This is a genomic window from Streptomyces bungoensis (assembly GCF_001514215.1).
Lineage (GTDB): Bacteria > Actinomycetota > Actinomycetes > Streptomycetales > Streptomycetaceae > Streptomyces > Streptomyces bungoensis.
On sequence record NZ_KQ948882.1, the window covers coordinates 1 to 24,799 of the forward strand.

18 protein-coding genes are annotated in these 24,799 nt (G+C 74.9%); 12 read left to right on the forward strand and 6 right to left on the reverse strand.

Going from position 1 to position 24,799, the window contains the following annotated elements:
• Positions 1 to 532: 532 nt before the first annotated feature.
• Positions 533 to 2,383, reverse strand: a complete 1,851-nt coding sequence (locus AQJ66_RS35165) for a SpoIIE family protein phosphatase (RefSeq protein ID WP_061930528.1) — start codon at positions 2,381 to 2,383, stop codon at positions 533 to 535.
• Between the two features lie 246 nt (positions 2,384 to 2,629).
• Here AQJ66_RS35165 and AQJ66_RS35170 point away from each other — a divergent pair, with 246 nt between their 5' ends.
• From AQJ66_RS35170 to AQJ66_RS35180, 3 genes are all read left to right on the forward strand, one after another.
• On the forward strand, positions 2,630 to 3,478 hold the full coding sequence (locus AQJ66_RS35170) for a GNAT family N-acetyltransferase (protein WP_061930531.1): 849 nt from the start codon (positions 2,630 to 2,632) through the stop codon (positions 3,476 to 3,478).
• A gap of 20 nt (positions 3,479 to 3,498) precedes the next feature.
• Positions 3,499 to 4,032 carry a GNAT family N-acetyltransferase gene (locus tag AQJ66_RS35175; RefSeq protein WP_061930534.1) on the forward strand — a complete coding sequence of 178 codons (534 nt, stop codon included), beginning with the start codon at positions 3,499 to 3,501 and terminating at the stop codon, positions 4,030 to 4,032.
• A 100-nt stretch (positions 4,033 to 4,132) separates the two neighbouring features.
• Positions 4,133 to 5,836 (forward strand): proline--tRNA ligase, encoded by a 1,704-nt coding sequence (locus tag AQJ66_RS35180; RefSeq protein ID WP_061930537.1) that lies wholly within the window; start codon positions 4,133 to 4,135, stop codon positions 5,834 to 5,836.
• A gap of 52 nt (positions 5,837 to 5,888) precedes the next feature.
• Here AQJ66_RS35180 and AQJ66_RS35185 read toward each other — a convergent pair whose 3' ends face one another.
• The 4 genes from AQJ66_RS35185 to AQJ66_RS35200 form a co-directional block, all read right to left on the reverse strand.
• The gene (locus tag AQJ66_RS35185) at positions 5,889 to 6,554 is read right to left on the reverse strand and encodes a tetratricopeptide repeat protein (protein ID WP_061930540.1); all 666 of its coding nucleotides are present in this window, start codon (positions 6,552 to 6,554) and stop codon (positions 5,889 to 5,891) included.
• A gap of 65 nt (positions 6,555 to 6,619) precedes the next feature.
• Positions 6,620 to 7,528 carry an aminoglycoside phosphotransferase family protein gene (locus tag AQJ66_RS35190; RefSeq protein ID WP_061930543.1) on the reverse strand — a complete coding sequence of 303 codons (909 nt, stop codon included), beginning with the start codon at positions 7,526 to 7,528 and terminating at the stop codon, positions 6,620 to 6,622.
• An 81-nt stretch (positions 7,529 to 7,609) separates the two neighbouring features.
• Complete coding sequence (locus tag AQJ66_RS35195; protein ID WP_061930546.1) at positions 7,610 to 8,098, reverse strand: DUF4439 domain-containing protein; 489 nt, start codon at positions 8,096 to 8,098, stop codon at positions 7,610 to 7,612.
• The gene (locus tag AQJ66_RS35200; protein WP_061930548.1) at positions 8,095 to 8,685 is read right to left on the reverse strand and encodes a hypothetical protein; all 591 of its coding nucleotides are present in this window, start codon (positions 8,683 to 8,685) and stop codon (positions 8,095 to 8,097) included. The genes AQJ66_RS35195 and AQJ66_RS35200 overlap by 4 nt, the downstream gene beginning before the upstream one ends.
• A 195-nt stretch (positions 8,686 to 8,880) precedes the next feature.
• Here AQJ66_RS35200 and rimP point away from each other — a divergent pair, with 195 nt between their 5' ends.
• The 9 genes from rimP (at position 8,881) to AQJ66_RS35245 (ending at position 21,460) form a co-directional block, all read left to right on the forward strand.
• Entirely contained in the window at positions 8,881 to 9,393 is a 513-nt protein-coding gene (gene rimP / locus AQJ66_RS35205; RefSeq protein WP_061930550.1) for a ribosome maturation factor RimP, read from the forward strand.
• A 2-nt stretch (positions 9,394 to 9,395) separates the two neighbouring features.
• A complete protein-coding gene (gene nusA, locus AQJ66_RS35210) occupies positions 9,396 to 10,418 on the forward strand; it encodes a transcription termination factor NusA (protein WP_061930552.1) in 1,023 nt (340 codons plus the stop codon).
• 90 nt (positions 10,419 to 10,508) lie between these two features.
• On the forward strand, positions 10,509 to 10,805 hold the full coding sequence (locus AQJ66_RS38015; protein WP_079060602.1) for a YlxR family protein: 297 nt from the start codon (positions 10,509 to 10,511) through the stop codon (positions 10,803 to 10,805).
• A gap of 146 nt (positions 10,806 to 10,951) precedes the next feature.
• Entirely contained in the window at positions 10,952 to 14,011 is a 3,060-nt protein-coding gene (infB, locus tag AQJ66_RS38020) for a translation initiation factor IF-2 (protein ID WP_079060603.1), read from the forward strand.
• Between the two features lie 194 nt (positions 14,012 to 14,205).
• The gene (locus AQJ66_RS35220) at positions 14,206 to 14,499 is read left to right on the forward strand and encodes a DUF503 domain-containing protein (protein ID WP_061930557.1); all 294 of its coding nucleotides are present in this window, start codon (positions 14,206 to 14,208) and stop codon (positions 14,497 to 14,499) included.
• Positions 14,500 to 14,539: 40 nt separating this feature from the next.
• A complete protein-coding gene (gene rbfA / locus AQJ66_RS35225; RefSeq protein WP_061930560.1) occupies positions 14,540 to 15,010 on the forward strand; it encodes a 30S ribosome-binding factor RbfA in 471 nt (156 codons plus the stop codon).
• On the forward strand, positions 15,007 to 15,912 hold the full coding sequence (truB, locus tag AQJ66_RS35230) for a tRNA pseudouridine(55) synthase TruB (protein ID WP_061930564.1): 906 nt from the start codon (positions 15,007 to 15,009) through the stop codon (positions 15,910 to 15,912). Before rbfA ends, truB begins: the two co-directional genes overlap by 4 nt.
• Positions 15,913 to 16,188: 276 nt before the next feature.
• Positions 16,189 to 20,370, forward strand: a complete 4,182-nt coding sequence (locus AQJ66_RS36730; RefSeq protein ID WP_244163029.1) for a serine protease — start codon at positions 16,189 to 16,191, stop codon at positions 20,368 to 20,370.
• A gap of 142 nt (positions 20,371 to 20,512) precedes the next feature.
• Entirely contained in the window at positions 20,513 to 21,460 is a 948-nt protein-coding gene (locus AQJ66_RS35245; protein ID WP_061930566.1) for a bifunctional riboflavin kinase/FAD synthetase, read from the forward strand.
• A gap of 85 nt (positions 21,461 to 21,545) precedes the next feature.
• Here the strand turns inward: AQJ66_RS35245 and AQJ66_RS35250 are convergent, their stop codons facing one another.
• Positions 21,546 to 24,725 (reverse strand): SCO5717 family growth-regulating ATPase, encoded by a 3,180-nt coding sequence (locus AQJ66_RS35250; protein ID WP_061930568.1) that lies wholly within the window; start codon positions 24,723 to 24,725, stop codon positions 21,546 to 21,548.
• Positions 24,726 to 24,799 lie beyond the last annotated feature (74 nt).

Sequence of the window (24,799 nt, forward strand, 5' to 3'; positions counted from 1 at the left end):
CCCGGATGGAGGCCGAGGGCACCGCCTCCGGCGAGCCGTCGGTGTCGGTCACGGGCTGAGGCACCCGGGCGGGCCGGACGTCCCCTCCGCCTGTCCGCAGGCCCCCGGCCCGCCACGCCTGGCCCTTAGTTTCCCGCTCCCGCGGGGTTCCCCGGCAAGGGTGGTCCTGGGATCCCGCGATCGCGCGCTTCCTCAGGCGCGAGCATGCCCGCGTGGGCGCCACGGACCGCCGCCGTGGGCCCTGCTCGGGCGGCGGCGCTGCGGTCAGCCCCTGGCGGACCCGCCTCCACCCTCACTCCTCTTCCGCGTGAGCGCCCCAGCCGGCGCGGCCCTGCCTCTCGCGAGCACGTCTGCCGGGGAACTCCGGCCGTGGCCCCGGGGGCCCGCTGCCCGGGCGGGTGGCGGGACTCGTCTCAGCGACCGGTGCTCCTCCATGGGCGGCCCGGCAGGGGTGTTCTCGTGCCCGGCCATCGCACGCTTCCTGACGCGCGACCACGCCCGCGCCCGCCCGGCCGCCGACCTCCCGCCGGGCTCACTCCTCCCGTATGCCGCGCGTGGGGTCCGTCACCGGGGCGTCCTCCTGGAGGGAGCCGGGGGCCGCTCGGTCCGGGGCGGCCGGGCTGTAGCTGGACTGCGGGGGCATCGGCGGGCTGTGGTCGCCGGGGGCGCCCCGGCCCGCCTCCGGCAGGCGCACGGCCAGCAGCGCCACGTCGTCACCGCTCGGCGCGATGCGCTTCAGCAACTCGTCGCAGAAGTCGTCCACCGTCGTCTCGCCCGGCCGCCGCGCCAGCACGGCCGCATGGTGGCGCAGCGTGGCCATGCCCAGGTCGATCGGGCGGTCCCGGCTCTCCACCAGGCCGTCGGTGTACAGCAGCAGGGTGCCCTCGGCGGGCAGCTCCGCGTACGCGTCCGGCCAGGTCAGGCCGAGGTGCAGGGTGGCGCTCATGCCGATCAGCGGACCGTGTCCGCCGGTCAGGAACCGGGCCTCCCCCTCACGGGTCACCAGCAGCGGCGGCGGATGCCCGGCGTTCACCCAGTGCAGCCGCCACGGGCCGCCCTCGGGACCCTCGATCCGGGCGAACAGGACCGTGGCCATCGGGGCGTCGCTGGTGTTCGTCACCGCCTCGTCCAGCCGGCGCATGATCACACTGGGCGGCTCCCGGTGCACCCAGGCCAGCCCGCGCAGCATGTTGCGGACCTCGGCCATGTGCGCGGCGGCCTTCAGGTCGTGGCCCACCACGTCCCCGATCACCAGGGCCAGCATCCCGTCGCCCAGCAGGAAGGCGTCGTACCAGTCCCCGCCGACCTCCATCGCGCTCTGCGCGGGCAGGTAGCGGGCCGCCATCCGAAGGTGGTCCACCTGGGGCAGCGGGGCCAGCAGCTGGCGCTGCATGGTCGCGGCCACGTTGTGCTGCTCCTCGTAGAGCCGGGCGTTGTCCAGCACCAGCGCCACCCGCCGGCCGATGTCCGACAGCAGCCGGATCTCGGCGTCGGTGAACGGCGGGGAGTCCACCGTGCGGCCCACGGTCAGCATCCCGTAGTGGTGCCGGCGCGCGCTCAGCGGCGCCACCACCGCCGAGTGGCCGCCCAGCCGCTCGAACAGCATGCCGTGGGTCGCGGCGAGCGGTGCCTGCGGGTCGCTGAGCGCCTCGGCGGTCAGCAGCAGGGGCCGGTCGCCGCCCATCGCCTTCGCCACCGCCGGGCGGAGCCGGGACGGCAGCGGCGGCAGCGGTCCCTGCAGCCGGCGCGCCCGGTGCGGGCTCGCCGGACAGCGGACGGCGACCCGCTCCAGCGCCCCGGTCCGCTCGGAGCGCAGGGCCACTGAGGCCCAGTCGCCCAGCTCCGGGACCAGCATCCGCAGCAGCCGCCGCAACTGGCTGACGGGGTTCAGCCCCGACATCAGCACCCCGGAGACGTCCGCGACCAGGTTCAGCCGGGCCGTCATCGCCTCCAGGGCGGCCGTGCGCGCGGCCGCCCGGCGCTCGGCCTCCCGGTGCAGACTGAAGTCGCTGAAGACGATCACCAGCCCCGCCGGGCGATCCGCCAGACGCAGGGGAGTGGTCGACCAGATGATCGGCACGGTGGTGCCGTCGGCGCGCAGGAAGTACTCCTCGCTGCCCTGCTGCAGGGACCGGTTGTCCCGCAGCGGGGCCCGCATCCGGCACTCCTCGCGCGGCACCGGACCACCGTCCGGGCGACGGTGCAGCAGGTCGTGCGAGTCCCGGCCGAGCATGTCGCCGGCCCGCCGGCCCAGCAACTCCTCGGCCCACGGGTTGACATAGGTGATGCGCCCCGCGAGGTCGACGGCGAGGACGCCGGTGCCCAGGTCGCGCAGGATCGCGTGCGGGAACTCCGGCTCCCGGCCCGCGCCCGACCCGCTCATGCCTCACGCCCTCGTCCTCGTACCGGACGGCCCTCCGGTGCGCCTGCCGCGCACCACAGCGTTTTCCCGGGGCCGCCGGAAAAATGACTTCTCCTGACATTGTCACCTTTACCGGGCGCCCGGTCGTCCGCGCGGCGCACCGCCGCCCGCCCCCTTCCGGCCGGAGCCCGGCACCGGGGGCGGCGCGGCCGGATTTCCGCGGGTACAGTGCGGAGATCAGCAGAACCCCAGCGTGAGGCCCCCGCAGTGTTGACCCAGACCACCTCACGGGTGCTCGAACCGAGCGACCTTGACGCCGCGCTCGCCGTCCTCGACCGCGAGCCGGTCGCGAACGCCTTCGTGACCTCCCGGGTCCAGGTGGCCGGCCTCGACCCGTGGCGGCTCGGCGGCGAGATGTGGGGCTGGTACGAGGACGGCATGCTCACGTCCCTGTGCTACGCGGGCGCCAACCTCGTGCCGATCTGTGCCACCCCGCGGGCCGTCCGCGCCTTCGCGGACCGGGCGCGCAGGGCCGGGCGCCGCTGCTCGTCCGTCGTCGGGCCCGCCGAGCCGACCGCCGCCCTGTGGCGGCTGCTCGAACCCCACTGGGGACCGGCCCGCGAGGTCCGCGCCCACCAGCCGCTCATGGTCACCGACCGCATGCCCGCCGACGTCACCCCGGACCCGTACGTCCGCCGCATCCGCAAGGACGAGATGGAGACGATCATGCCGGCGTGCGTGGCGATGTTCACCGAGGAGGTGGGCGTCTCGCCGCTGGCGGGCGACGGCGGGCTGCTGTACCAGGCCAGGGTCGCCGAACTGGTCGGCTCCGGCCGCTCCTTCGCCCGCCTCGACGAGCGCGGCAAGGTGGTCTTCAAGGCGGAGATCGGCGCCGCCACCAGCCAGGCCTGCCAGATCCAGGGCGTGTGGGTGGCCCCCGAGTACCGGGGCAGGGGTCTGGCGGCACCCGGCATGGCGGCGGTGCTGCGCTACGCCCTGGCCGACGTGGCGCCGGTCGTCAGCCTGTACGTGAACGACTTCAACACGGCGGCGCGCAGGACGTACCACAGGGTGGGGTTCCAGGAGGTCGGCGCCTTCATGAGCATCCTCTTCTGAGGCCCCTGTACGCTCCCCGCATGGACCTCGTGATCGGCCCCCTGGACTTGTCGGCCCACGTCGACGAGGCCCTCGCCGTCCAAGCCGTCGCCTTCGGACTCGGCCCGGAAGAGGTGGCCGTACGCCGGCAGATCGTCCAGCGCCACATGCAGTACCCCGGCGCGCGCGCCCTGGGCGCCACCACCCCCGACGGCCGGCTCGCCGGCTTCGTCTACGGCATGCCCAACAGCCGCACCCACTGGTGGTCGACCGTCGTCGAGCCGTACCTGCGCGCCAACGGCAACGACTCCTGGCTGGACGACTCCTTCGTCATCACCGAGCTGCACGTCCACCCCGACCACCAGAACCGGGGCATCGGCCGCGCCCTGATCACCGGCATCACCGACGGCGCCGACGAGCCCCGCTCGATCCTCTCCGCCATCGACGTCGACAGCCCGGCCCGCGGCCTCTACCACTCCCTCGGCTACGTCGACCTCGCCCGCCGGGTCCACTTCCCGAGCGCCCAGCTGCCGTACGCCGTGATGGGCGCCCCCCTACCGCTGCGCCGCAAGTAGCCGCGTGGGGGGCCGCCGCGTCGCACAACCGATTTCCGCCGCCCCCACCCGCCCGGCTAACCTCCTAGCCATCACACCATTCCCGGCAGGAGTACGAGCCATGGCGAACGCACCGGTCCAGCGCATGTCCCAGTTGATGGTGAAGACGCTGCGCGACGACCCGGCGGACGCCGAGGTCCTCAGCCACAAGCTCCTCGTCCGCGCCGGCTACGTCCGCCGCACCGCCGCCGGCATCTGGTCGTGGCTGCCCCTCGGCAAGAAGGTCCTCGCCAACGTGGAGCGGATCGTCCGCGAGGAGATGGACGCCGTCGGCGCCCAGGAGGTCTCCCTGCCCGCCCTGCTGCCGCGCGAGCCCTACGAGGCCACCGGCCGCTGGGACGAGTACGGCCAGGAGCTGTTCCGGCTGAAGGACCGCAAGGGCGGCGACTACCTCCTCGGCCCCACCCACGAGGAGATCTTCACCCTCCTGGTCAAGGACCAGTGCACGTCCTACAAGGACCTGCCGGTGATCCTCTACCAGATCCAGTCCAAGTTCCGCGACGAGGCCCGCCCCCGGGCGGGCATCCTGCGCGGCCGCGAGTTCCTGATGAAGGACTCCTACTCCTTCGACCTGGACGACGACGGCCTCGCGAAGTCCTACGCCCTGCACCGCCAGGCCTACCAGCGCGTCTTCGAGCGCCTCGGCCTCGACTACCGCATCTGCGCGGCCACCGCGGGCGCCATGGGCGGCTCCCGCTCCGAGGAGTTCCTGGCCCCGGCCGAGGCCGGCGAGGACGTCTTCGCCGACTGTCCGAACTGCGACTTCGCCGCCAACACCGAGGCGATCACCTACGAGCTCGAGCCGGTCGACGGCTCCGCGGTCCCCGCGCTCGAGGAGATCCCTACCCCCGACACCCCGACCATCGAGACCCTCGCCGCCTCCCTCGGCGTCCCGGCCTCCGCCACGCTGAAGAACCTGCTGGTCAAGGTGGACGGCGAGATCGTCGCCGTGGGCGTGCCCGGCGACCGCGAGGTCGACCTGGACAAGGTCGAGGCGCACTTCGCCCCGGCCGCCGTCGAGCTGGTCACCGCCGAGGACTTCGTCGGCCGCCCCGACCTGGTCCGCGGCTACGTCGGCCCGCAGGGCCTGGGCGAGAAGGTGACGTACATCGCCGACCCGCGCGTGGCCCCCGGAACCTCCTGGATCACCGGCGCCAACAAGGACGGCATGCACGCGAAGAACGTCGTCGCGGGCCGTGACTTCGAGGTCGACGCGTACGTCGACGTGGTGGTCGTCCAGGAGGGCGACCCCTGCCCGAAGTGCGGCACCGGCCTGAAGCTGGACCGCGCCATCGAGATCGGCCACATCTTCCAGCTCGGCCGCAAGTACGCCGACGCCCTCAAGCTCGACGTCCTCGGCCAGAACGGCAAGCCGGTCCGCGTCACCATGGGCTCCTACGGCATCGGCGTCTCCCGCGCGGTCGCGGCCCTCGCCGAGCAGACCGCCGACGAGCAGGGCCTGTGCTGGCCCGCGGAGGTCGCCCCGGCCGACGTGCACGTCGTGGCCGCCGGCAAGGCCCTGCAGACCGAGGTGGCGCTCGACGTCTCCGAGAAGCTGGCGGCCGCCGGTGTCCGCGTCCTGGTCGACGACCGGGCCGGCGTCTCCCCGGGCGTGAAGTTCACCGACTCCGAGCTGATCGGCGTCCCCAAGATCCTGGTGGCCGGCCGCCGCTCCGGCGAGGGCGTGCTGGAGCTGAAGGACCGCAGGACCGGTGAGCGCGAGGAGCTGACGATCGAGGAAGCGATCGCCCGCCTGACCGCCTGACGGGGTCCGCGCAGCGGCGCGGGCCGTTCCCCGAGGGGGCGGCCCGCGCGCCCTACCGGGCCTCGGTGTGCGGCAGCCCGAGTTCCGCACGGGCGCCGGCCACCCAGCGCAGCACACCGTGCGCCCCGCTGCTCTCGGCCAGCGCCGCCGCCTCGGTGAGCAGCGCCGCCGCGTCGTCCCGCCGGTCCTGCTGTGCGGCGAGGTGGGCGAGCCCGATCAGGTTCGCGGCCACACCCGGCCGGAAGCCCAGCTCCCGGCGCAGCCGGGTGGACTCCTCGAAGCGCTCGCGGGCCTCGGCGAGCCGTCCGGCCATGTGGTCCGCGAAGCCCAGGTGCCGCAGGGCGTAGGACATGGTCAGCCGGTCCCCCGCCCGCGTGGCGAGGTCGAGGGCGCGGGTCAAGGCGGGCAGCGCCGCCTCCGTGTCGTCCCGGACCACCTGGTGGTAGGTCCCCACCCAGAACAGGGCCTCGCCCTCGCCCCGGACGTCGCCGAGCCCGCCGTACAGCTCCGCCGCGCGCGCGAACAGCTCCAGCTCCCGCGGCTCCTCGACCCGGTCCTCCAGGAAGCGGGCGTGGATCAGCCGGCCACGGGCCAGGGCGAGGTCGGCCTCGACCGCGTCGAGGCCCTCGTGCGCGGGCTTCAGCGCGCCGCCGTCGCCCCCGAAGACGGCGCGCTGGTAGAGGTGGTCGGCCTGCTCTATTCGCTCATCGGCGGTCATGCGGGCGATCGTAGCGACGGCCGTCGAGCCTGTTCGGCGATCACGCGCACACGGCGGTCACCCGCTCACAGCCACCCGGCGAACTCCAGCAGCAGTTCCGCGTCTTTGTCCCGGCCCACGCGCAGCGCCCGCACTCCCGACTCCACCGCCCGGAACAGCGTCCACCCCCGCAGCCGCTCCAGGTCCACCTCGAGCGAGTCGGCCAGCCGCTTGATCCGCCGCCGTGTGATCGACGCCCCGGACGGCGCCGCGATCAGGTCCTCCACCCGGTCCCGCACCAGCCGCGCCAGGTCGAAGGCGCTCTCCCCGACCACCGGGTCCGGGCCCACCGCCAGCCACGGCATCCGCTCCCCGGCGAGCACCTTGCTCTGCCGGAACGTGCCGTGCAGCAGCCGGTGCTCGGGCGGTGCGGCCAGCAGCTCCTCGCGGGCCGTCAGCGCCGCCTCCACCAGGGGCGCCGTCCCGGGCTCCGCCAGCGCGCCCGCCCGCATCGCCCCGGCCTGCCGCCCGGTCCGCTCGGCCACCGTCTCGAAGGCGTGCCCGGCGGGCGGCTCGACCCACAGCCGCCGCAGCGTCCCCGCCGCCTCCAGCAGCGCCTTCGCCTCCGGAAGCGAGCGCACCGACACGTCGGGGTGCAGCCGCTCCAGCAGCAGCACCCCCTCCTCCGCTTCCTCCGCGTCCGCGTCCAGCAGGTGCACGGCGCCCCGTCCGTCCCAGTGCGCCAGCGCCGCCCGCTCGCTCTCGGGCCGGGCCCGGGGCGGGGCCAGCTTCAGGACCGCCGGGGTGCCGTCGGCCCGCCGGACCAGCACCACCAGGCTGCTGCGGCCGCCCGGGACCTGGACCCGCTCCACGGTCAACTCGCGCCGGGCGACGGTTCGTTCGGCCGTCTCGGACAGCCGCGCCAGCCAGTCGTCGCCGGCCGGCGCCGTCTCACCGAGCGCCCGCACCAGCCGCTGGGGCGGTTCGAAAGCCATGCGCGAGTCGTTCCCTTCTTCCCGGCCCTGGACGTGCCGTTCCATCGCGTCGCGGGCCTGCCGTGCGGCAGGCCCGCGCGGTCACGGGGCCGGGGTCGCCGAGACGCCCGGCCCGGCCGCGCCCGTTTCGTCGCCCGCCCGCTCGGCGAGCCCTGGGAAGGCTACGCTCTCCCCGCTCCAGCGCACCGCCCGGACCGCGGCCTCGCGCAGCGCCGCCGCGGCCGCACCGCGCCGCGCGCCGGTCACCGCCCGCACCAGGTCCGAGTACACCCCGGCCACCCGCTCCTCGAGCTCGGCGGCCAGCCGCACCGCGGTGTCGGCGTCGCGCACCGGGAACGGCAGCGCGTACGCGGCGCTCGCGGCGACCGGCTCGCCGCCCAGGTCGCGCACCTGGCGGGCCAGGGCGTCCCGCCGCGCCCGGTGGGCGTCGTAGGCCGCCCGCGCCGCGGCCCGCCGGCGCTCGTCGATCCGCCCGCCGACGACCCCGTACCCGTACACCGCCGCGTGCTCCGCCGCCAGCGCCGCCTGCAGTGCGGTCAGTTCCGCCTCGGCCGTCTTCCCCGCGCTCACCGCGCCCCCTCGGTCAGCAGGTAGGCGTGCGCGGCCCCGGCCGCCGCGACGGATGCCAGCAGCCGGGCCAGCTCGCCCGGCACGTCCAGCAGGGCCTCGGCCCTCCGGTCGGCGAGGGATCGTTCGGCCGCGGCCAGGGAGGCCAGCGCGTCCTTCTCGGTGGCCGCGGCCGGGACCGGCGAGGACGACCCGGCGGGCGGATCCGTCACCGACGGCATCGATCCGGCGGGCGGGGTCGTGGCCCACGAGGACGGCCCGGTGGTGGAGACCCGCGCCGCCGCGGACGGCGACGCCGTGGCCGGCCGGCCGCCGAACGCCGCCACATGGGCCGCGACCTGCGCCCGCAGCGGGCGCAGCCGCTGCGCGAGCGACGGATGGGCGGCCAGCACGGCGTCGTACCGCGCCAGCAGACCGGAGCTGTCTCGGGCCGCACGCGCGCGTGCCCGCGCCGTCGCCGACGGGCCGGCGCCGCTGCCCCCGGAGTCCGGTCCGGCCGAGCAGCCCGCCAGCAGGGCGGCCCCGACGGCGGAGGCGAGCAGGGTTCTTCTGCGCGGCCCCGGAGGGCCGGGCGGCGGGGGGTACGGCACTGCGGACGTCCTCGGGGCACTCGTACGAAAGGAAGGGCGGGCAGCCCGTGATCACCGTACCCGCGCCCCGTCCCCACGCCACTCACCGGCACCGCGCGAACACAGGTGGACGGCAACACTCCCCGCGACCGGATACCCTTTGATCAGACACGCGACCCATCCCACAACAGCACACGCGGCCGAGGAGTCACCCGGATGAGCACCACCCAGAGCGAGAGGCTGCGAGAGCTGCTGGAACCGCTCGTCACCTCCCAGGGGCTGGATCTCGAGGAGATCGCCGTCGACTCGGTCGGACGCAAGCGGGTGCTGCGGGTGGTGGTCGACTCCGACGCCGGAGCCGACCTGGACGCGATCGCCGATGTGAGCCGCGCGCTCTCGGCGAAGCTCGACGAGACCGAAGCGATGGGTGACGCCGCGTACGACCTGGAGGTCGGGACCCCCGGCGCGGAGCGCCTCCTCACCGAGCACCGGCACTTCGTGCGCGCCACCGACCGGCTGGTGAAGTTCCAGCTGGCCGAGGACGGCGACCTGGTCGCCCGGATCCTGGCGGTCGACGAGGAGGGCCTCGACGTCGAGGTCCCCGGGGTCAAGGGCCGCAAGGCGACGACCCGCAGACTCGGCTTCCCGGAGATCGCCAAAGCGCGCGTGCAGGTCGAGTTCAGCCGCAAGGACAGCAAGAAGGACATGAAGGAAGAGGAGGAGGCGTAGCCGTGGACATCGACATGAGCGCCCTGCGGGGCTTGGTCCGGGAGAAGGAGATCTCCTTCGACCTGCTGGTCGAGGCGATCGAGTCGGCCCTCCTCATCGCGTACCACCGCACCGAGGGAAGCCGCCGGCACGCGCGCGTGGAGCTCAACCGGGAGACCGGGCACGTGACCGTGTGGGCGAAGGAGGACCCCGAGGACCTCGAGGAGGGCCAGGAGGCCCGCGAGTTCGACGACACCCCGTCCGGCTTCGGCCGGATCGCCGCCACCACCGCCAAGCAGGTCATCCTGCAGCGGCTGCGCGACGCCGAGGACGACGCCACGCTCGGCGAGTACGCCGGCCGCGAGGGCGACATCGTCACCGGCGTGGTCCAGCAGGGCCGCGACCCGAAGAACGTGCTCGTCGACATCGGCAAGCTCGAGGCCATCCTGCCGGTGCAGGAGCAGGTCCCCGGCGAGACCTACCCGCACGGCATGCGCCTGCGGTCGTACGTCGTCCGCGTCGCCAAGGGCGTCCGCGGCCCCTCCGTGACCCTCTCGCGCACGCACCCCAACCTGGTGAAGAAGCTGTTCGCCCTAGAGGTGCCGGAGATCGCCGACGGATCGGTCGAGATCGCGGCGATCGCCCGTGAGGCCGGTCACCGCACCAAGATCGCCGTGCGGTCCACCCGTTCGGGCCTGAACGCCAAGGGCGCCTGCATCGGCCCCATGGGCGGCCGAGTGCGCAACGTCATGGGCGAGCTGAACGGCGAGAAGATCGACATCGTCGACTGGTCGGACGACCCGGCCGAGATGGTGGCGAACGCACTGTCACCCGCCCGGGTGAACAAGGTCGAGGTCGTGGACCTGGCGGCCCGCTCCGCCCGGGTGACGGTGCCGGACTACCAGTTGTCGCTGGCCATCGGCAAGGAGGGACAGAACGCCCGCCTCGCGGCCCGGCTCACCGGCTGGCGCATCGACATCCGCCCGGACACCGAGCAGGCCGACCAGCCGGAGCCCCGGCCGGCCGGTGGGCGGGCCGGGGAATAGATCCAGGCCGCAGGCCGCTTGGATTACGACAACAGCCGTTCGATCTTTGCCCCGAAGGGGTGAGGTCGGTGCGGGGAGGTAGACTTAACCGTGTCTGGCCGGACGCAAGCCCGAGCATGCCCTGAACGCACCTGTGTGGGGTGCCGGGAGCGGGCGGCCAAGGACGATCTCCTGCGGATCGTGAAGAGCGGGGACGCGTGCGTCCCCGATCCTCGCGGTACGCTGCCCGGCCGGGGTGCGTACGTGCACCCCGCCCTGGTCTGTCTCGACCAGGCGGTACGCCGCCGGGCGTTCCCGCGGGCACTGCGCGTCCCGGGAGCGCTCGACACAAAGGCGTTGCGCCGATACGTCGAGCAGACAACAGTTGTCGAGCAGGCAACACCGTAAGACGTGCCGTACGGAACACCGTGCGGCCCTGGTACCTCGCGAGTCGAAAGCAGGTCGAGATTGCGATGAGCACTCGATGAGTACGCGATGAGTACGCCCATGAACTAGCGACGGTCCGGCTTCAACCCGGACCTCAAAGGAGCGAAGTGGCTAAGGTCCGGGTCTACGAACTCGCCAAGGAGTTCGGTGTCGAGAGCAAGGTCGTCATGGCCAAGCTCCAGGAACTCGGTGAATTCGTCCGATCGGCGTCTTCGACGATCGAGGCGCCCGTAGTACGCAAGCTGACCGACGCCTTCCAGGGCGGTGGCAACGGCAGGTCCGCCGGCCGTCCCGCCCCGCGCAAGGCTTCCCCCAGGCCCGCCGCGCCCTCCCCGGCGCAGGCGGCTCGTCCGGCTGCCCCGAGGCCGCCGGCCCCCAAGCCTCCGACGGCGCCCGCTGCCCCGCAGCCCGCCGCCTCGTCGGCTCCCTCGGCGCCCGCGCCGACCCCGGGTCCGCGTCCGGTCCCGGGCCCGAAGCCCGCGCCGCGCCCGGCTCCGGCCGCCCCGGAGTTCACCGCTCCGCCGGCCGCTCCGGCCGCCCAGACCCCGCAGGCCCCGGCCGCGCAGGGTCCGCGTCCCGGCGCCCGTCCGGGTGCCCCGAAGCCCGGTGGCCGTCCGGCTCCCGGTCAGGGCCAGGCCCGTCCGGGCCAGGGCGGCCCGCGTGCCGGTGGCCAGGCCCCGCGTCCCGGTGGACGTCCGGCCGGTCCCCGTCCGGGCAACAACCCCTTCACCTCCGGTGGCTCCACCGGCATGGCCCGTCCGCAGGCCCCGCGCCCGCAGGGCGGCCCGCGTCCCGGCGGCCCCGGTGCTCCCGGCGGCGGTCCCCGTCCGCAGGCGCCCGGCGCCCAGGGCGGCGGTCCGCGTCCGCAGGCTCCCGGCGGTCCCCGTCCGTCGCCGGCCGGCATGCCCCGCCCGCAGGGCGGTCCGCGTCCCGGCCCGGCCGGTCCGCGTCCTAACCCCGGCATGATGCCGCAGCGTCCCGCTGCCGGCCCGCGTCCCGGTGGCGGTGGCCCCGGCGGCCGCGGTCCCGGTGCCGGCGGTCGTCCCGGTGGCGGCGGCGGTCGTCCGGGTGGCGGCGGCTTCGCCGGCCGTCCCGGTGGCGGTGGCGGCTTCGCCGGCCGTCCCGGTGGTCCCGGTGGCGGCGGCGGTGGCTTCGCCGGCCGTCCGGGTGGTCCCGGCGGTGGCGGCGGTGGCCGTCCCGGCTTCGGCGGCCGTCCCGGCGGTCCCGGTGGCCGCGGTGGCACGCAGGGCGCCTTCGGCCGTCCCGGTGGTCCCGCGCGTCGCGGCCGCAAGTCGAAGCGGCAGAGGCGCCAGGAGTACGAGGCCATGCAGGCCCCGAGCGTCGGCGGCGTGATGCTGCCGCGCGGCAACGGCGAGACCATCCGTCTCTCCCGCGGCGCGTCGCTCACGGACTTCGCCGAGAAGATCAACGCCAACCCGGCGTCGCTCGTCGCGGTCATGATGAACCTCGGCGAGATGGTCACGGCCACGCAGTCCGTCTCCGACGAGACGCTGCAGCTCCTCGCCGACGAGATGAACTACACGGTTCAGATCGTCAGCCCCGAGGAGGAGGACCGCGAGCTGCTCGAGTCCTTCGACATCGAGTTCGGCGAGGACGAGGGCTCCGAGGAGGACCTGGTCGTCCGTCCGCCGGTGGTCACCGTCATGGGTCACGTCGACCACGGCAAGACCCGACTGCTCGACGCCATCCGCAAGACGAACGTCATCGCGGGCGAGGCCGGCGGCATCACCCAGCACATCGGTGCCTACCAGGTCGCGACCGAGGTCAACGACGAAGAGCGCAAGATCACCTTCATCGACACCCCGGGTCACGAGGCGTTCACCGCCATGCGTGCCCGCGGTGCGAAGTCGACCGACATCGCGATCCTGGTCGTCGCGGCCAACGACGGCGTCATGCCGCAGACGGTCGAGGCGCTCAACCACGCCAAGGCGGCCGACGTGCCGATCGTGGTCGCGGTCAACAAGATCGACGTCGAGGGTGCCGACCCGACCAAGGTGCGCGGTCAGCTGACCGAGTACGGCCTGGTGGCCGAGGAGTACGGCGGCGACACCATGTTCGTCGACATCTCCGCCAAGCAGGGTCTGCACATCGACTCGCTGCTGGAGGCCGTGATCCTCACGGCCGACGCCTCGCTCGACCTGCGGGCCAACCCGAACCAGGACGCGCAGGGCATCTCGATCGAGTCCCGTCTCGACCGCGGCCGCGGTGCCGTGGCGACGGTCCTCGTCCAGCGAGGCACGCTGCGGGTCGGCGACACGATGGTCGTGGGCGACGCCTACGGCCGGGTGCGCGCCATGCTCGACGACAACGGCAACAACGTCGCCGAGGCCGGCCCGTCGACGCCGGTCCAGGTCCTGGGCCTGACCAACGTCCCGGGTGCGGGCGACAACTTCCTGGTGGTGGACGAGGACCGTACGGCCCGTCAGATCGCCGAGAAGCGCGCCGCCCGTGAGCGCAACGCCGCGTTCGCCAAGCGCACGCGCCGCGTGTCGCTGGAGGACCTGGACAAGGTGCTCAAGGCCGGCGAGGTCCAGCAGCTGAACCTGATCATCAAGGGTGACGCCTCTGGTTCCGTCGAGGCCCTCGAGTCCTCGCTGCTCCAGCTGGACGTCGGCGAAGAGGTCGACATCCGCGTCCTGCACCGCGGCGTCGGTGCGGTCACGGAGTCCGACATCGACCTGGCGATGGGCTCCGACGCCATCGTGATCGGCTTCAACGTCCGCGCGGCCGGCCGCGCGGCGCAGATGGCCGAGCGCGAGGGTGTGGACGTCCGGTACTACTCGGTCATCTACCAGGCGATCGAGGAGATCGAGGCGGCCCTGAAGGGCATGCTGAAGCCGGAGTACGAGGAGGTCGAGCTCGGCACGGCGGAGATCCGCGAGGTCTTCCGTTCGTCCAAGCTGGGCAACATCGCGGGTGTGCTCATCCGCTCCGGCGAGGTCCGCCGCAACACCAAGGCGCGCCTCATCCGCGACGGCAAGGTCATCGCGGAGAACCTCAACATCGAGGGCCTGCGTCGCTTCAAGGACGACGTCACCGAGATCCGCGAAGGCTACGAGGGTGGTATCAACCTCGGAAACTTCAACGACATCAAGGTCGACGACGTCATCGCGACGTACGAGATGCGGGAGAAGCCGCGGGCGTGACGCCCACGGTTCGCGCCGGCCGACGGGACTCCGCTCCCGTCGGCCGGCGCGCCGTTCCCGGGGCCTCGGCCCCGGGCCCACGGCACCGAAACCCTGTCGAGTGCCAGGCGGGTACGCGGTACCGTTCTTGATGTCCCCGGCCACACGGACCCGGGGCCATCGATCCCGAACCGGCGGGTGAACCGGTTGCACACATGTATGTGGGGACTCTGTCCTTCGACCTCCTCCTCGGCGACGTCCACTCGCTGAAGGAGAAGCGCTCCCTCGTCCGCCCGATCGTCGCCGAACTCCAGCGGAAGTACGCGGTGAGCGCGGCGGAGGTGGACCACATGGACCTCCATCGCCGGGCCGGCATCGGGCTCGCGCTGGTCTCCGGCGACGCGGCGCACCTCAGCGACGTACTGGACCGGTGCGAACGGCTGGTCGCCGGCCGCCCCGAGGTGGAGCTGCTGTCCGTGAGGCGGCGCTTCCACGGCGACGACGACTGACCACAGAACGCAAGAAGAAGAAAGAACGGGAGACGGACCAGTGGCCGACAACGCGCGGGCGAAAAGGCTGGCGGACCTCATCCGGGAGGTGGTGGCCCAGAAGCTGCAGCGCGGGATCAAGGACCCGCGGCTCGGCTCGCACGTCACCATCACGGACACCCGGGTCACGGGTGACCTGCGGGAGGCGACCGTCTTCTACACGGTCTACGGCGACGACGAGGAGCGTAAGGCCGCGGCGGCGGGCCTGGAGAGCGCCAAGGGCATCCTGCGCTCGGAGGTCGGCCGCGCGGCCGGCGTGAAGTTCACGCCGACCCTCACCTTCGTCGCGGACGCCCTCCCGGACACCGCCCGGACCATCGAGGACCTCCTCGACAAGGCACGGCAGTCCGACGCGAAGGTCCGCGAGACCTCCGCGGGGGCGACGTACGCGGGCGGCGCCGACCCGTACCGCAAGCCTGCCGACGACGAGGCGGACGACACGACCGAGACGGACGGCGACGCCACCGCATGACCCAGAAGCACACCACGCCCGACGGCCTCGTCATCGTCGACAAGCCGTCGGGCTTCACCTCGCACGACGTGGTCGCCAAGATGCGCGGCATCGCCCGCACCCGCCGCGTCGGCCACGCCGGCACGCTGGACCCGATGGCGACCGGCGTCCTCGTCCTCGGCGTGGAGAGGGCCACGAAACTCCTCGGGCACCTGGCCCTGACCGAGAAGGAGTACCTGGGCACCGTCCGCCTGGGCCAGAACACCGTCACCGACGACGCCGAGGGGGAGGTCACCTCCTCCACCGACGCCTCCCAGGTGACCCGGGACGCCATCGACGCCGGCATCGCCAAGCTGACCGGCGACATCATGCAGGTGCCGTCCAAGGTCAGCGCCATCAAGATCAACGGCGTCCGGTCCTACAAGCGGGCCCGTGACGGCGAGGACTTCGAGATCCCGGCCCGGCCGGTCACCGTCTCCTCCTTCGCCGTGTACGACGTCCGGGACGCCGTCGCCGAGGACGGCACCGCCGTGCTCGACATCGTCGTCTCGGTGGTCTGCTCCTCCGGCACCTACATCCGCGCCCTCGCCCGCGACCTGGGCGCAGGCCTTGGCGTCGGCGGCCACCTCACCGCGCTGCGCCGGACGCGCGTCGGGCCGTACAAGCTGGACTCCGCGAGGACGCTGGACCAGCTGCAGCAGGACCTGACGGTGATGCCGCTCGCCGACGCGGCCGCGGCCGCGTTCCCCCGCTGGGACGTGGACGACCGGCGCGCCCGGCTGCTCCTCAACGGCGTGCGGCTGGAGATGCCCGACGAGTACGCGGGCTCCGGCCCCGTCGCCGTGTTCGGCCCCGAGGGCCGCTTCCTCGCGCTGGTCGAGCAGCACAAGGGCAAGGCGAAGAGCCTGGCCGTCTTCGGCTGACCGGGAACCGCACCCGCTCGCCACGGCGCCCCCGGCCCTGCCCGTGGAGCGGCGGCCACGGGGTACTGCCGCTGTCCGCCGCTCCACGGTCCCCCCTCGGTTCCCCCACCCCTAGGGTGTATCCAGCCGCCCCCGCCTATTCACCCGACCGGGCAGGCGCTCGGAGTGAACCGGGGGAGCGGAAGGGGGCGCTTTCGCCCCGCTCGCTGTCCGGCTGATCATCACGCCCCTACCGTCGGACGTGAGGGCAGTGGGCACGGGCGGGAGGTACGGCCAATGGCGGAACGGAGCGGCGAGGCAGGGCGTACCGGCGTCTTCGGCCGCACCCGGTCGGTCTTCGGCGACCTCACCGCACCGCACGCCACCCGCCGCCCCACCGCTCCCGCTCCCACCGGCCCGCAGCCCCCCGCCGGTGATCCCGCCCGCGCCGACGTCCTCGTCCAGATCCGCGACCTGGCCGGACGCCCCCGCGGTGTCGGTTTCCTCGCCGATCACCACGGCACCCTCCTCACCAGCCACGAGGCCGTCGACGGGCTCGCCCGGCTGGTGCTGCACGCCGCGGGGGACCGCACCTGCGTGGTCGGCGCCGACGCCGTCACGCCGCTGCCCGCGCACGACCTGGCCCTGGTCCGCACCGACGGCCTCGGCCTGCCGCCCCTGCCGCTGACCGTCCGGGACCGCGTCGAGGCCGGCAGCTACGTCCGGCTCGCGGCGGGCTGCTGGCGCGAGGCCCGGGTGCTGGCCGCCACCCAGGTCACGTACACCGCCACCGATGGCTTCCACCTCGTCGAGGACGCCCTGGAACTGGCCATCGGCACGGCGGGCCAGGACGCGCTCAGGCTCGGCGGCGGGGCGGCCGGGGGACCGGTGCTGGACGCCCGCACCGGCGCCGTCCTCGGCATCCTCGGCACGGCCCTGCACACCGCCCGGCGCGACGCCGGCTTCGCGGTGCCCCTGCGCCCGGCCGACGGCCCGCTGGCCGACCTGCTCGCCCGCAACGCGGCCACCGTGCCCGCGTACGGCGCCGACCTCAACCCGGCCGGCGTCCTGGAGCTCACCACGGCCTCCGTGGGCCGCTACGGCCCGCCCGGCGCCCTGACCGGGCAGGCCGGCACCGTCGGAGCCCGCCCCGTGGAGCCCGTCGAACGGGTCCGCGTCGTCGCGGAGCTGACCGCCTTCACCGAGGGGGACCGCGGCGTGCTCGGCCTCGTCGGCGCCCCCGGCAGCGGCCGTACGACGGAACTCGCGGCCCTCGCCGCCCGGCGCCTCCGCGCCGAGCGCCCCGCCCCCACCCTGTGGCTGCGCGGCGCGGACCTGTGCGAGGCCGACGCCTGCGTGGCCGACGCCGTCCGGCGCGCCCTGCGAGACGCCGCCCGCGGTGTCGCCGCCTCCCGCTCCGTGCACCCCGCCGACCTCGGGGACGTCACCCCCGAGCGGGTGGCCGGCCTCGCCCGGCGCGCCGGCCGCCCGCTGCTGATCCTGCTCGACGGCCCCGAGGCGATGCCGCCGGCCCTCGGCCACCGGCTGCCCGAGTGGACCGCGGGAACCGCCCGGTGGCTGCGGGAGACCGGGGCACGGCTGGTGGTGGCCTGCCGCGAGGAGTACTGGGAGCGGGCCGGCGCCGCGTTCCCCGCGGACCTCCTCCACACCCCGGCGGACACCGCCGGCGCCCTCCCGCCGTGCGTGCGGCTGGACGGCCTCACCCCCGAGGAGGCCCACCGGGCCCGCGCCGCCTACTCCATCCCCGACCACATCCTCACCGGCCACGACGCCCGGCACCCGCTCACCCTGCGCCTCCTCGCCGAGGTCCGCGCCGCCCTCCCGGACGACGCCCTCACCGGCCCCGTCGACCGGCACGAGGTCCTCGCCGCCCACCTCGACCTGATGTGCCTGCGCGTCGCGCACCGCCTCGCGGAGGGGAGCGGACAGCGCGGCACGGCGGTACGGCGGCTCGCCGCCCGTGTGGCCGGACAGGTGCACGAGGCCGCGCGGCGCAGCCTCGGTCCCGGGCAGGGCGAGCTGGACCGGGAGTCCTTCGAGGCGGTGTTCCCACCGGGGGCCGCCCCGGCCCGGCTCGGCGGCGGCTCCGGCTGGGCCTCGGCCGTCCTCGCCGAAGGCCTGCTGGTCAAGGCGGGCTCCGGGTACCGGTTCGCGCACGAGGAACTGGCCGACTGGATCCAGGGCACGCACCTCGACCTGGACGAGGCCCTGCACGCCCTCGTCCACCGGCCCGTCACCGCCCGGGAAGCCGACCCGCTCCCCGTCCCGCACCACCGCGCCGGCCCGGTCGTCCAGTCCCTGCTCCTCCTCGCCCGCCAGCACGGCCCCCACCGACTCGGCGCCCACCTGCGCGAGTTGGTGGACGCCCTGGACCAGGACCCCACCTCCTGGTGGGCCGCCCGCCTCGTCACCGGAACCCTCCTCCAGCTCCCGGACGCGACGCCGTACACCCAGGTGCTGCGCCTCCTCGCCGACCAGGTCGTCACCTGGCGCCGCGGCGGGCGCCCCGTACCCGCCGAGTTCGGCCCCTCCTTCTGGCTGGCACTCCCCGTCCCGGAGACGGACCGCTTCGATCTGCTGCGAGAGCTGGTCCTGGCGGACGGCGCACCGGCGGAGACGGCCGCGGCGGGGGGCGGCGGGGGTGCCGGGCGCTCGGGCCGGGACGTGGACCAGGCTGCCGTGGGGTCCGGCGAGCGGGGCGGCGGTGGCGTGGAGGCGGCTGTGGGGGCACCCCGGGGTCCGGTCGATGGCGTGCACGTGGCCGTGGGAGCACCCCGGGTCCCGGTCGATGGCGTGTACGTGGCTGTGGGGGCACCCCGAGGCGGGGCCGATGGCATGCAGGTGGCTGTGGGAGCGCCCCGCGGCCCGGGCGATGACGTGGGTCTGGTGGTGGGAGCGCCCCGCGGTCCGGGCGATGACGTGGGTCTGGTGGTGGGAGCGCCCCGCGGCCCGGGCGATGACGCGGGTCTCGTGGAGGGAGCGCCCCGCGGCCCGGGCGGCGACACGGGTCCGGTGGTGGGAGCACCGCGCGGTCCGGGCGATGACGCGGGTCTGGCCGCTGGGGCACCCGTCGGCCGGGTCGCTGACGTGAGGCCGGCTTGCGTAGCGGCCGTCGACCGGACCGGCGAACCGTTCGCGCGCCCGGGCGAACCGGCCAGCGCCGGTGTCGGCGCGGGCGCGGGCACCCTCACATGTGCGTCCGCCCGTCCCGCGGAGACCGCCCCCGGTGGTGGCCGGTACCTGGACGCCGTGGCCCGGCTGCTCGCCGGCGCGCCCGGTGCCGTACAGCCGCACCTCATCCGCTGGTTCGACGACGAGCGGCCGTTGCCGGCGACCCCGAACGCCACCGTGGCGACCGCAGCCCAGGCGCTGCTGCACACACACCGGCACGGCGCGCTGGACGACCTCACCGAGGCGCTCGTCCAGAGCGGGCACCCGAGGGCCGACGAACTGCTCGCCGTCCTCGCCGAGGACGAGCCGCCGGCCGTGTGCCGGGCCGTCGACCGCTGGGCGCACGACGAGCGGCCCGCCCGCCGGGTGGCCGCCGTGACGTCCGGCCTGCGCGCGGCCCCGCACGTCCGCTCGGCGGCCGACCGCGAACTGCTGCGCTACGCCGCCCTCACCCTGCTCGCCCGCCCCGCCGACCGGAGCCTGCACGGCGGCGCCCTCGCCCTGCTGGTCCGGGACCCGAACACCCGCGACCGGTACCTCATCGAGGCCCTGCACCACTTCCGCACCGGCGACCCGCGCTTCCCGTCCGACGCCCTCGTACCGGCGCTGGCCACCCACCCCGACCCGGTCCTGGACGCCTTCCGTGCCCGCCTGCTCGCCGGCGGCCCGGACGCCGGCGAGGCGCTGCGCACGCTCGCCGGGATCACCGGGCCGGCCCTCGCCTGCCGCATCGCCGCCCTCGTCCGGGAGGTGGTGGTGCTGCGGCCGGACATCGCCGGTCATGTGGCCGCGTACGCCGACCGCCGCCTCGACCAGGGCCCCACCGCCCGCGCCGTCCTCCAGCCCCTGGTGACCGGCCTCCTCGACGGCGGTCCGGAAGAGGTCCGGGCGGCCCTCGCCGAGGTCCTGGCCGCCCCGGGCGCCCCGGTGTCCCGCCCGCTGCGCCGCGAGCTGCTGGACTTCCTCCTCAGCCACGAGCAGGACCCGGCCGTCCTGGACACGGTCCTGCGCACGGCGGTGCGGCAGGAGGAGGGAGACGAGCCGGCGGACGACCGGGAGGCCGGTCTCCGCGACCTGGTGCACCGCACCGGACTCCTCCTGGTCCGCACCCCCGAGGGCGCCACCCGCTTCGACTGGGCCCTCGTCGACCTGGCCCGGCACGTGCCCCGCTTCGCCGCCCGGGTGACCCGCTGGCTGACCGGGGACCCGGAGGGGTGGGCGGCGGTGGTGGGCCCCAGCGCCCGCCGCATGATCGAGAACCTGGCGGGGCCCCGCGTACCCGCCTGAGCCGCCCCGGCAGCCGGGACGTGCGCCCGGTCACAGCCCCCACGACGGTGCCGATGCGGGCCCGGCGCACCCGGCATGGCACCCTTAGACCTGCACAAGAGGTCAACGGTAGACACGGACACGGGTTCGAGGAGCGGTCACAGTGCAGCGCTGGCGTGGCTTGGAGGACATCCCCCAGGACTGGGGGCGCAGCGTCGTCACCATCGGTTCCTACGACGGCGTCCACCGCGGCCACCAGCTGATCATCGCGCACGCCGTGGACCGCGCCCGCGAGCTGGGCGTCCCGGTCGTCGTCGTGACGTTCGACCCGCACCCCAGCGAGGTCGTCCGCCCCGGCAGCCACCCGCCCCTGCTCGCGCCGCACCACCGCCGCGCCGAGCTGATGGCCGGCCTGGGCGTCGACGCGGTCCTCGTCCTGCCCTTCACCACCGAGTTCTCCAAGCTGTCGCCGGCCGACTTCGTCGTCAAGGTGCTGGTCGACAAGCTGCACGCCAAGGCGGTCGTGGAGGGGCCGAACTTCCGCTTCGGCCACAAGGCGGCCGGGAACGTGGAGTTCCTCGCCGAGCAGGGCAAGATCTACGACTTCGAGGTCGAGGTCGTCGACCTGTACGTCACCGGTGAGGCGGGCGGCGGCGAGCCCTTCTCCTCGACCCTGACCCGCCGTCTGGTCGCCGAGGGCGACGTGGCCGGGGCGCGCGAGATCCTGGGCCGCCCGCACCGGGTGGAGGGCGTGGTCGTCCGCGGCGCCCAGCGCGGACGCGAGATGGGCTTCCCGACGGCCAACGTCGAGACGCTCCCGCACACCGCGATCCCCGCCGACGGCGTCTACGCCGGCTACCTGCACGCGCAGGGCGAGGCCATGCCGGCGGCGATCTCCGTCGGCACCAACCCCCAGTTCGACGGCACCGAGCGCACGGTGGAGGCGTACGCGATCGACCGCGTCGGCCTCGACCTGTACGGCCTGCACGTGGCCGTCGACTTCCTGGCCTTCGTACGCGGCCAGGCGAAGTTCGACACGCTCGCGGCCCTGCTGGAGCAGATGGCCGAGGACGTCAAGCGGTGCCGGGAGATCGTGGCGACGGAGGACTAGGTCCTTCCGCCACCCACCCGGAGCGAGGACGCGCGAGGGCGGCCGGTGCGAGGAGCACCGGCCGCCCTTCGTCGTGCCGTCCGTCCTACTGCTGGGGCGGAGCCTGCGGGGGCTGCGGAGCCTGCGGGGGCTGCCCCTGCTGCGGCGGGTAGGGCTGCTGAGCGGGAGCGCCCTGCGGGTAGGGCTGCTGCGGCGGGTACGGCTGCTGCCCCTGGCCGTACAGCTGCTGCCCCGGACCCGGCTGCCCCGGACCCTGCTGACCCGGACCCTGCGGGTACGGGTACGGCTGGCCCTGCTGGGGCGGGTAGGGCTGCGGGGCCTGAGCCGGGTAGGGCTGTCCCTGCTGCGAGTACGGCTGGCCCGGCATCGGCGGGGCGGCGACCGGCGGCGGGTTGCCGTCGCTGGTCCACAGGCCGTGCGACTGCTGGTGCCGTACGAAGTCCTCGGCGACCATGGCCGCGAGGTTGAAGTACGCCTCGCGGACCTTCGGCCGCATCATGTCGAGGTCGACCTCGGCACCGGCGGCCAGGTGCTCGTCGAACGGCACCACGACGACCCCGCGGCAGCGGGTCTCGAAGTGGGACACGATGTCCTCGACCTTGATCATCTTGCCGGTCTCGCGCACCCCGGAGATCACCGTGAGAGACCGTGAGACGAGGTCGGCGTACCCGTGCGCGGACAGCCAGTCCAGCGTCGTGCTGGCGCTGCTCGCGCCGTCGACCGACGGCGTGGAGACGATGATGAGCTGGTCGGCGAGGTCGAGCACGCCGCGCATGGCGCTGTACAGCAGGCCCGTACCCGAGTCGGTGAGGATGACCGGGTACTGCCTGCCGAGCACGTCGATGGCGCGCCGGTAGTCCTCGTCGTTGAACGTGGTGGACACGGCCGGGTCGACGTCGTTGGCGATGATCTCCAGACCCGAGGCCGCCTGCGAGGTGAACCGCCGGATGTCCATGTACGAGTTGAGGTACGGGATCGCCTGGACGAGGTCGCGGATGGTCGCCCCGGTCTCCCGGCGCACCCGGCGCCCGAGGGTGCCGGCGTCCGGGTTCGCGTCGATGGCGAGGATCTTGTCCTGCCGCTCGGAGGCGAGGGTGGAGCCGAGCGCGGTGGTGGTCGTCGTCTTGCCGACGCCGCCCTTGAGGCTGATCACCGCGATCCGGTAGCACGACAGCACCGGCGTGCGGATCAGCTCCAGCTTCCGCTGCCGCTCGGCCTCCTCCTTCTTCCCGCCCAGCTTGAACCGGGACCCGGCGGCGGCGGGCCGGCCGCTCTTCGCCTTCTGCCGCTTGTTGTTGAGCAGCCGATCCGAGGACAGCTCCACGGCCGCCGTGTAACCGAGCGGCGCGGCCCCCGGGTTGGTCGGCTGCCGCTGGTCGTGCTGTATGGGCTGCGGCCAGGCGGCACCGGCCCGCGGATCGACGGCGGCCGGCGGCATCTGGCCGCCCGGACCACCCTCCGGCTGCTGCGGAGCCGGCGGCTGCTGCACCGGCTGCTGCGGGAAGCCGTAACCACCGGGCGCGGCCGGGGAGGTCGGGGCGGGCTGCCGGCCCACCTGGTGGCCTGACGGCTGGCCCGGCTCCTGAACCGGCTGCGGGCCCGGCTGCGGGAATCCGTATCCGCTGGGCTGCGGGCCGGGGACGGGCGGGTTGCCCGGAGTGCCCGGAGCGCCTGGGGCACCCGGCGGGAAGCCGTAACCACCCGGCGTCGTCGGGCCGTTGGCGTGCGGCTGCTGGCCCGGCTGCTGTGCCGGCTGCGGGCCCGGCTGCGGGAATCCGTATCCGCCGGGCTGGGGGCCGGGGCCGGCCGGGTTGCCCGGCGGGAAGCCGTAACCGCTCTGCGGCATCGGGGCGTTGGGGTAGGGCTGCTGCGCCGGGGCCGGAGGCGTGGGCTGCCCGGTCGCGGGACCCGGCACGCCGGGGCCTACCGGAGGCTGCGGCTGGCCGGGCTGGCCGGGCTGGCCGGGCTGGCCCGGCACCCCGGGCTGGTTCCAGGCGGCGGGCGCGGGCTGCGGTGCCTGCGGCTGGAACGGCGGCTGCTGCCCGGGCCCGCCCACGGGGCCGGGCACGGCGGGAGGCTGCTGCTGCGGCTGCCCGGGCCACTGGGCCGCGGGAGCGGGGGCGGCGGGCTGGTAGGAGGGGGGCAGCGGCGGAAGCCCGTGCTGCGGGGCGGGCGGGGGAGTCCAGGCGGGCGGAGACGCGTCCTGGGGGTTCGCGGGCGCGGCCGGGGCCGCGTTCCGCGGCGCGCCGTCCTGTGCCGCGGCGTCCGCCTCGGCCTGCGCCGGTCCCTCGGCCTCGGCAGCGCTGCCGACCTCGCGCTCGTCCTCCTCGGCGTCGTCCACCTCGGCCCCGGCCACCTCCTCGGCAGCCTCGGAGGACACCGTCGTACCGGCGTCCGTACCCTCGGCCTCCGCAGCCGCGGCGTCCACGGACCCGGCTTCCCCGGAGCCGTCCGCCGCCGGAGCCTCCTCCGCCTCGTCCGCCGGGGCGTCCCCGGCAGTGGCGGCCACGCCTTGGTCCTCACCGTCGGACGAGCCGGAATCCGCACCCGCCGGCGAGCCGGTACCCGCGCCCTCGGACTCGGCACCCTTCTCGGCGGCAGCCTCGCGCTCCGCGATCTCGGCCATCTCGCGCTTCAGGGCGACGGCGGAGAACCGCATGGTCGCCCCGCTCTCCAGGTCCCCGTTGCCCGACTCCGGCTCCGGTACGGCGGCGGACGCAGCCGGGGCCTCCTGCCGGGACGGCTCGGCCGACGCCGACGCCTGCTCCTGAGGCTCGAAGCCCTGGGGCAGCCCCGGCACCGGAACCGGGCTCCCGGTCGGCGGCGCGGGCGGAGCGAACGGCGTGCCCGGCGCGGGCGCCGGGGGAGCGGGCGTCGGCGGCACGGCCGGAGGCGCGCCGAACGGAGCCCCCGGCGTCGCCGTACCGGCAGCCGGCGTGGTCTGCGGCGGCGGGGTCGGCCCCGGAGCGGGCGCCCCCTGGGGGAACGGGGGGAACGGCGGGAACGGCGAGGCACCGGAAGCCCCCGGACCACCCGGCGTACCGCGCCCGTCGGGGCCGGCGGCCGCACCGTCGGCGCCGGAGGAGTCCTGGCCCACCACCGCTCCCGAGCCGCTCGACGTCCCGTTCGCGTTCTGCGTGTACCAGGCGGGCGGGGCGTAGTCGATGGTGAACTCGCCGGTGGTCTCGATGGCCGACTCCGCGTCGGGCTGGTCATCGCCGGGTGTCGCCCAGCCCCCGCGGATCCCGTCCCGATCGCTGCTCACAGTTCCTCCTGATGTGGTCGAGCACCCTCACCGTGCCGGGGCGACCATGTCGTGTCGTTCACGTCGTCCGTGGT

Bases quoted from the DNA above. Each gene is read 5' to 3' on its own strand.
- AQJ66_RS35165 (WP_061930528.1), bottom strand. From the start codon at position 2,383: ATGAGCGGGTCGGGCGCGGGCCGGGAGCCGGAGTTCCCGCACGCGATC.
- AQJ66_RS35175 (WP_061930534.1), top strand. From the start codon at position 3,499: ATGGACCTCGTGATCGGCCCCCTGGACTTGTCGGCCCACGTCGACGAG.
- AQJ66_RS35180 (WP_061930537.1), top strand. From the start codon at position 4,133: ATGGCGAACGCACCGGTCCAGCGCATGTCCCAGTTGATGGTGAAGACG.
- AQJ66_RS35185 (WP_061930540.1), bottom strand. From the start codon at position 6,554: ATGACCGCCGATGAGCGAATAGAGCAGGCCGACCACCTCTACCAGCGC.
- AQJ66_RS35190 (WP_061930543.1), bottom strand. From the start codon at position 7,528: ATGGCTTTCGAACCGCCCCAGCGGCTGGTGCGGGCGCTCGGTGAGACG.
- rimP (WP_061930550.1), top strand. From the start codon at position 8,881: ATGAGCACCACCCAGAGCGAGAGGCTGCGAGAGCTGCTGGAACCGCTC.
- AQJ66_RS35220 (WP_061930557.1), top strand. From the start codon at position 14,206: ATGTATGTGGGGACTCTGTCCTTCGACCTCCTCCTCGGCGACGTCCAC.
- truB (WP_061930564.1), top strand. From the start codon at position 15,007: ATGACCCAGAAGCACACCACGCCCGACGGCCTCGTCATCGTCGACAAG.
- AQJ66_RS36730 (WP_244163029.1), top strand. From the start codon at position 16,189: ATGGCGGAACGGAGCGGCGAGGCAGGGCGTACCGGCGTCTTCGGCCGC.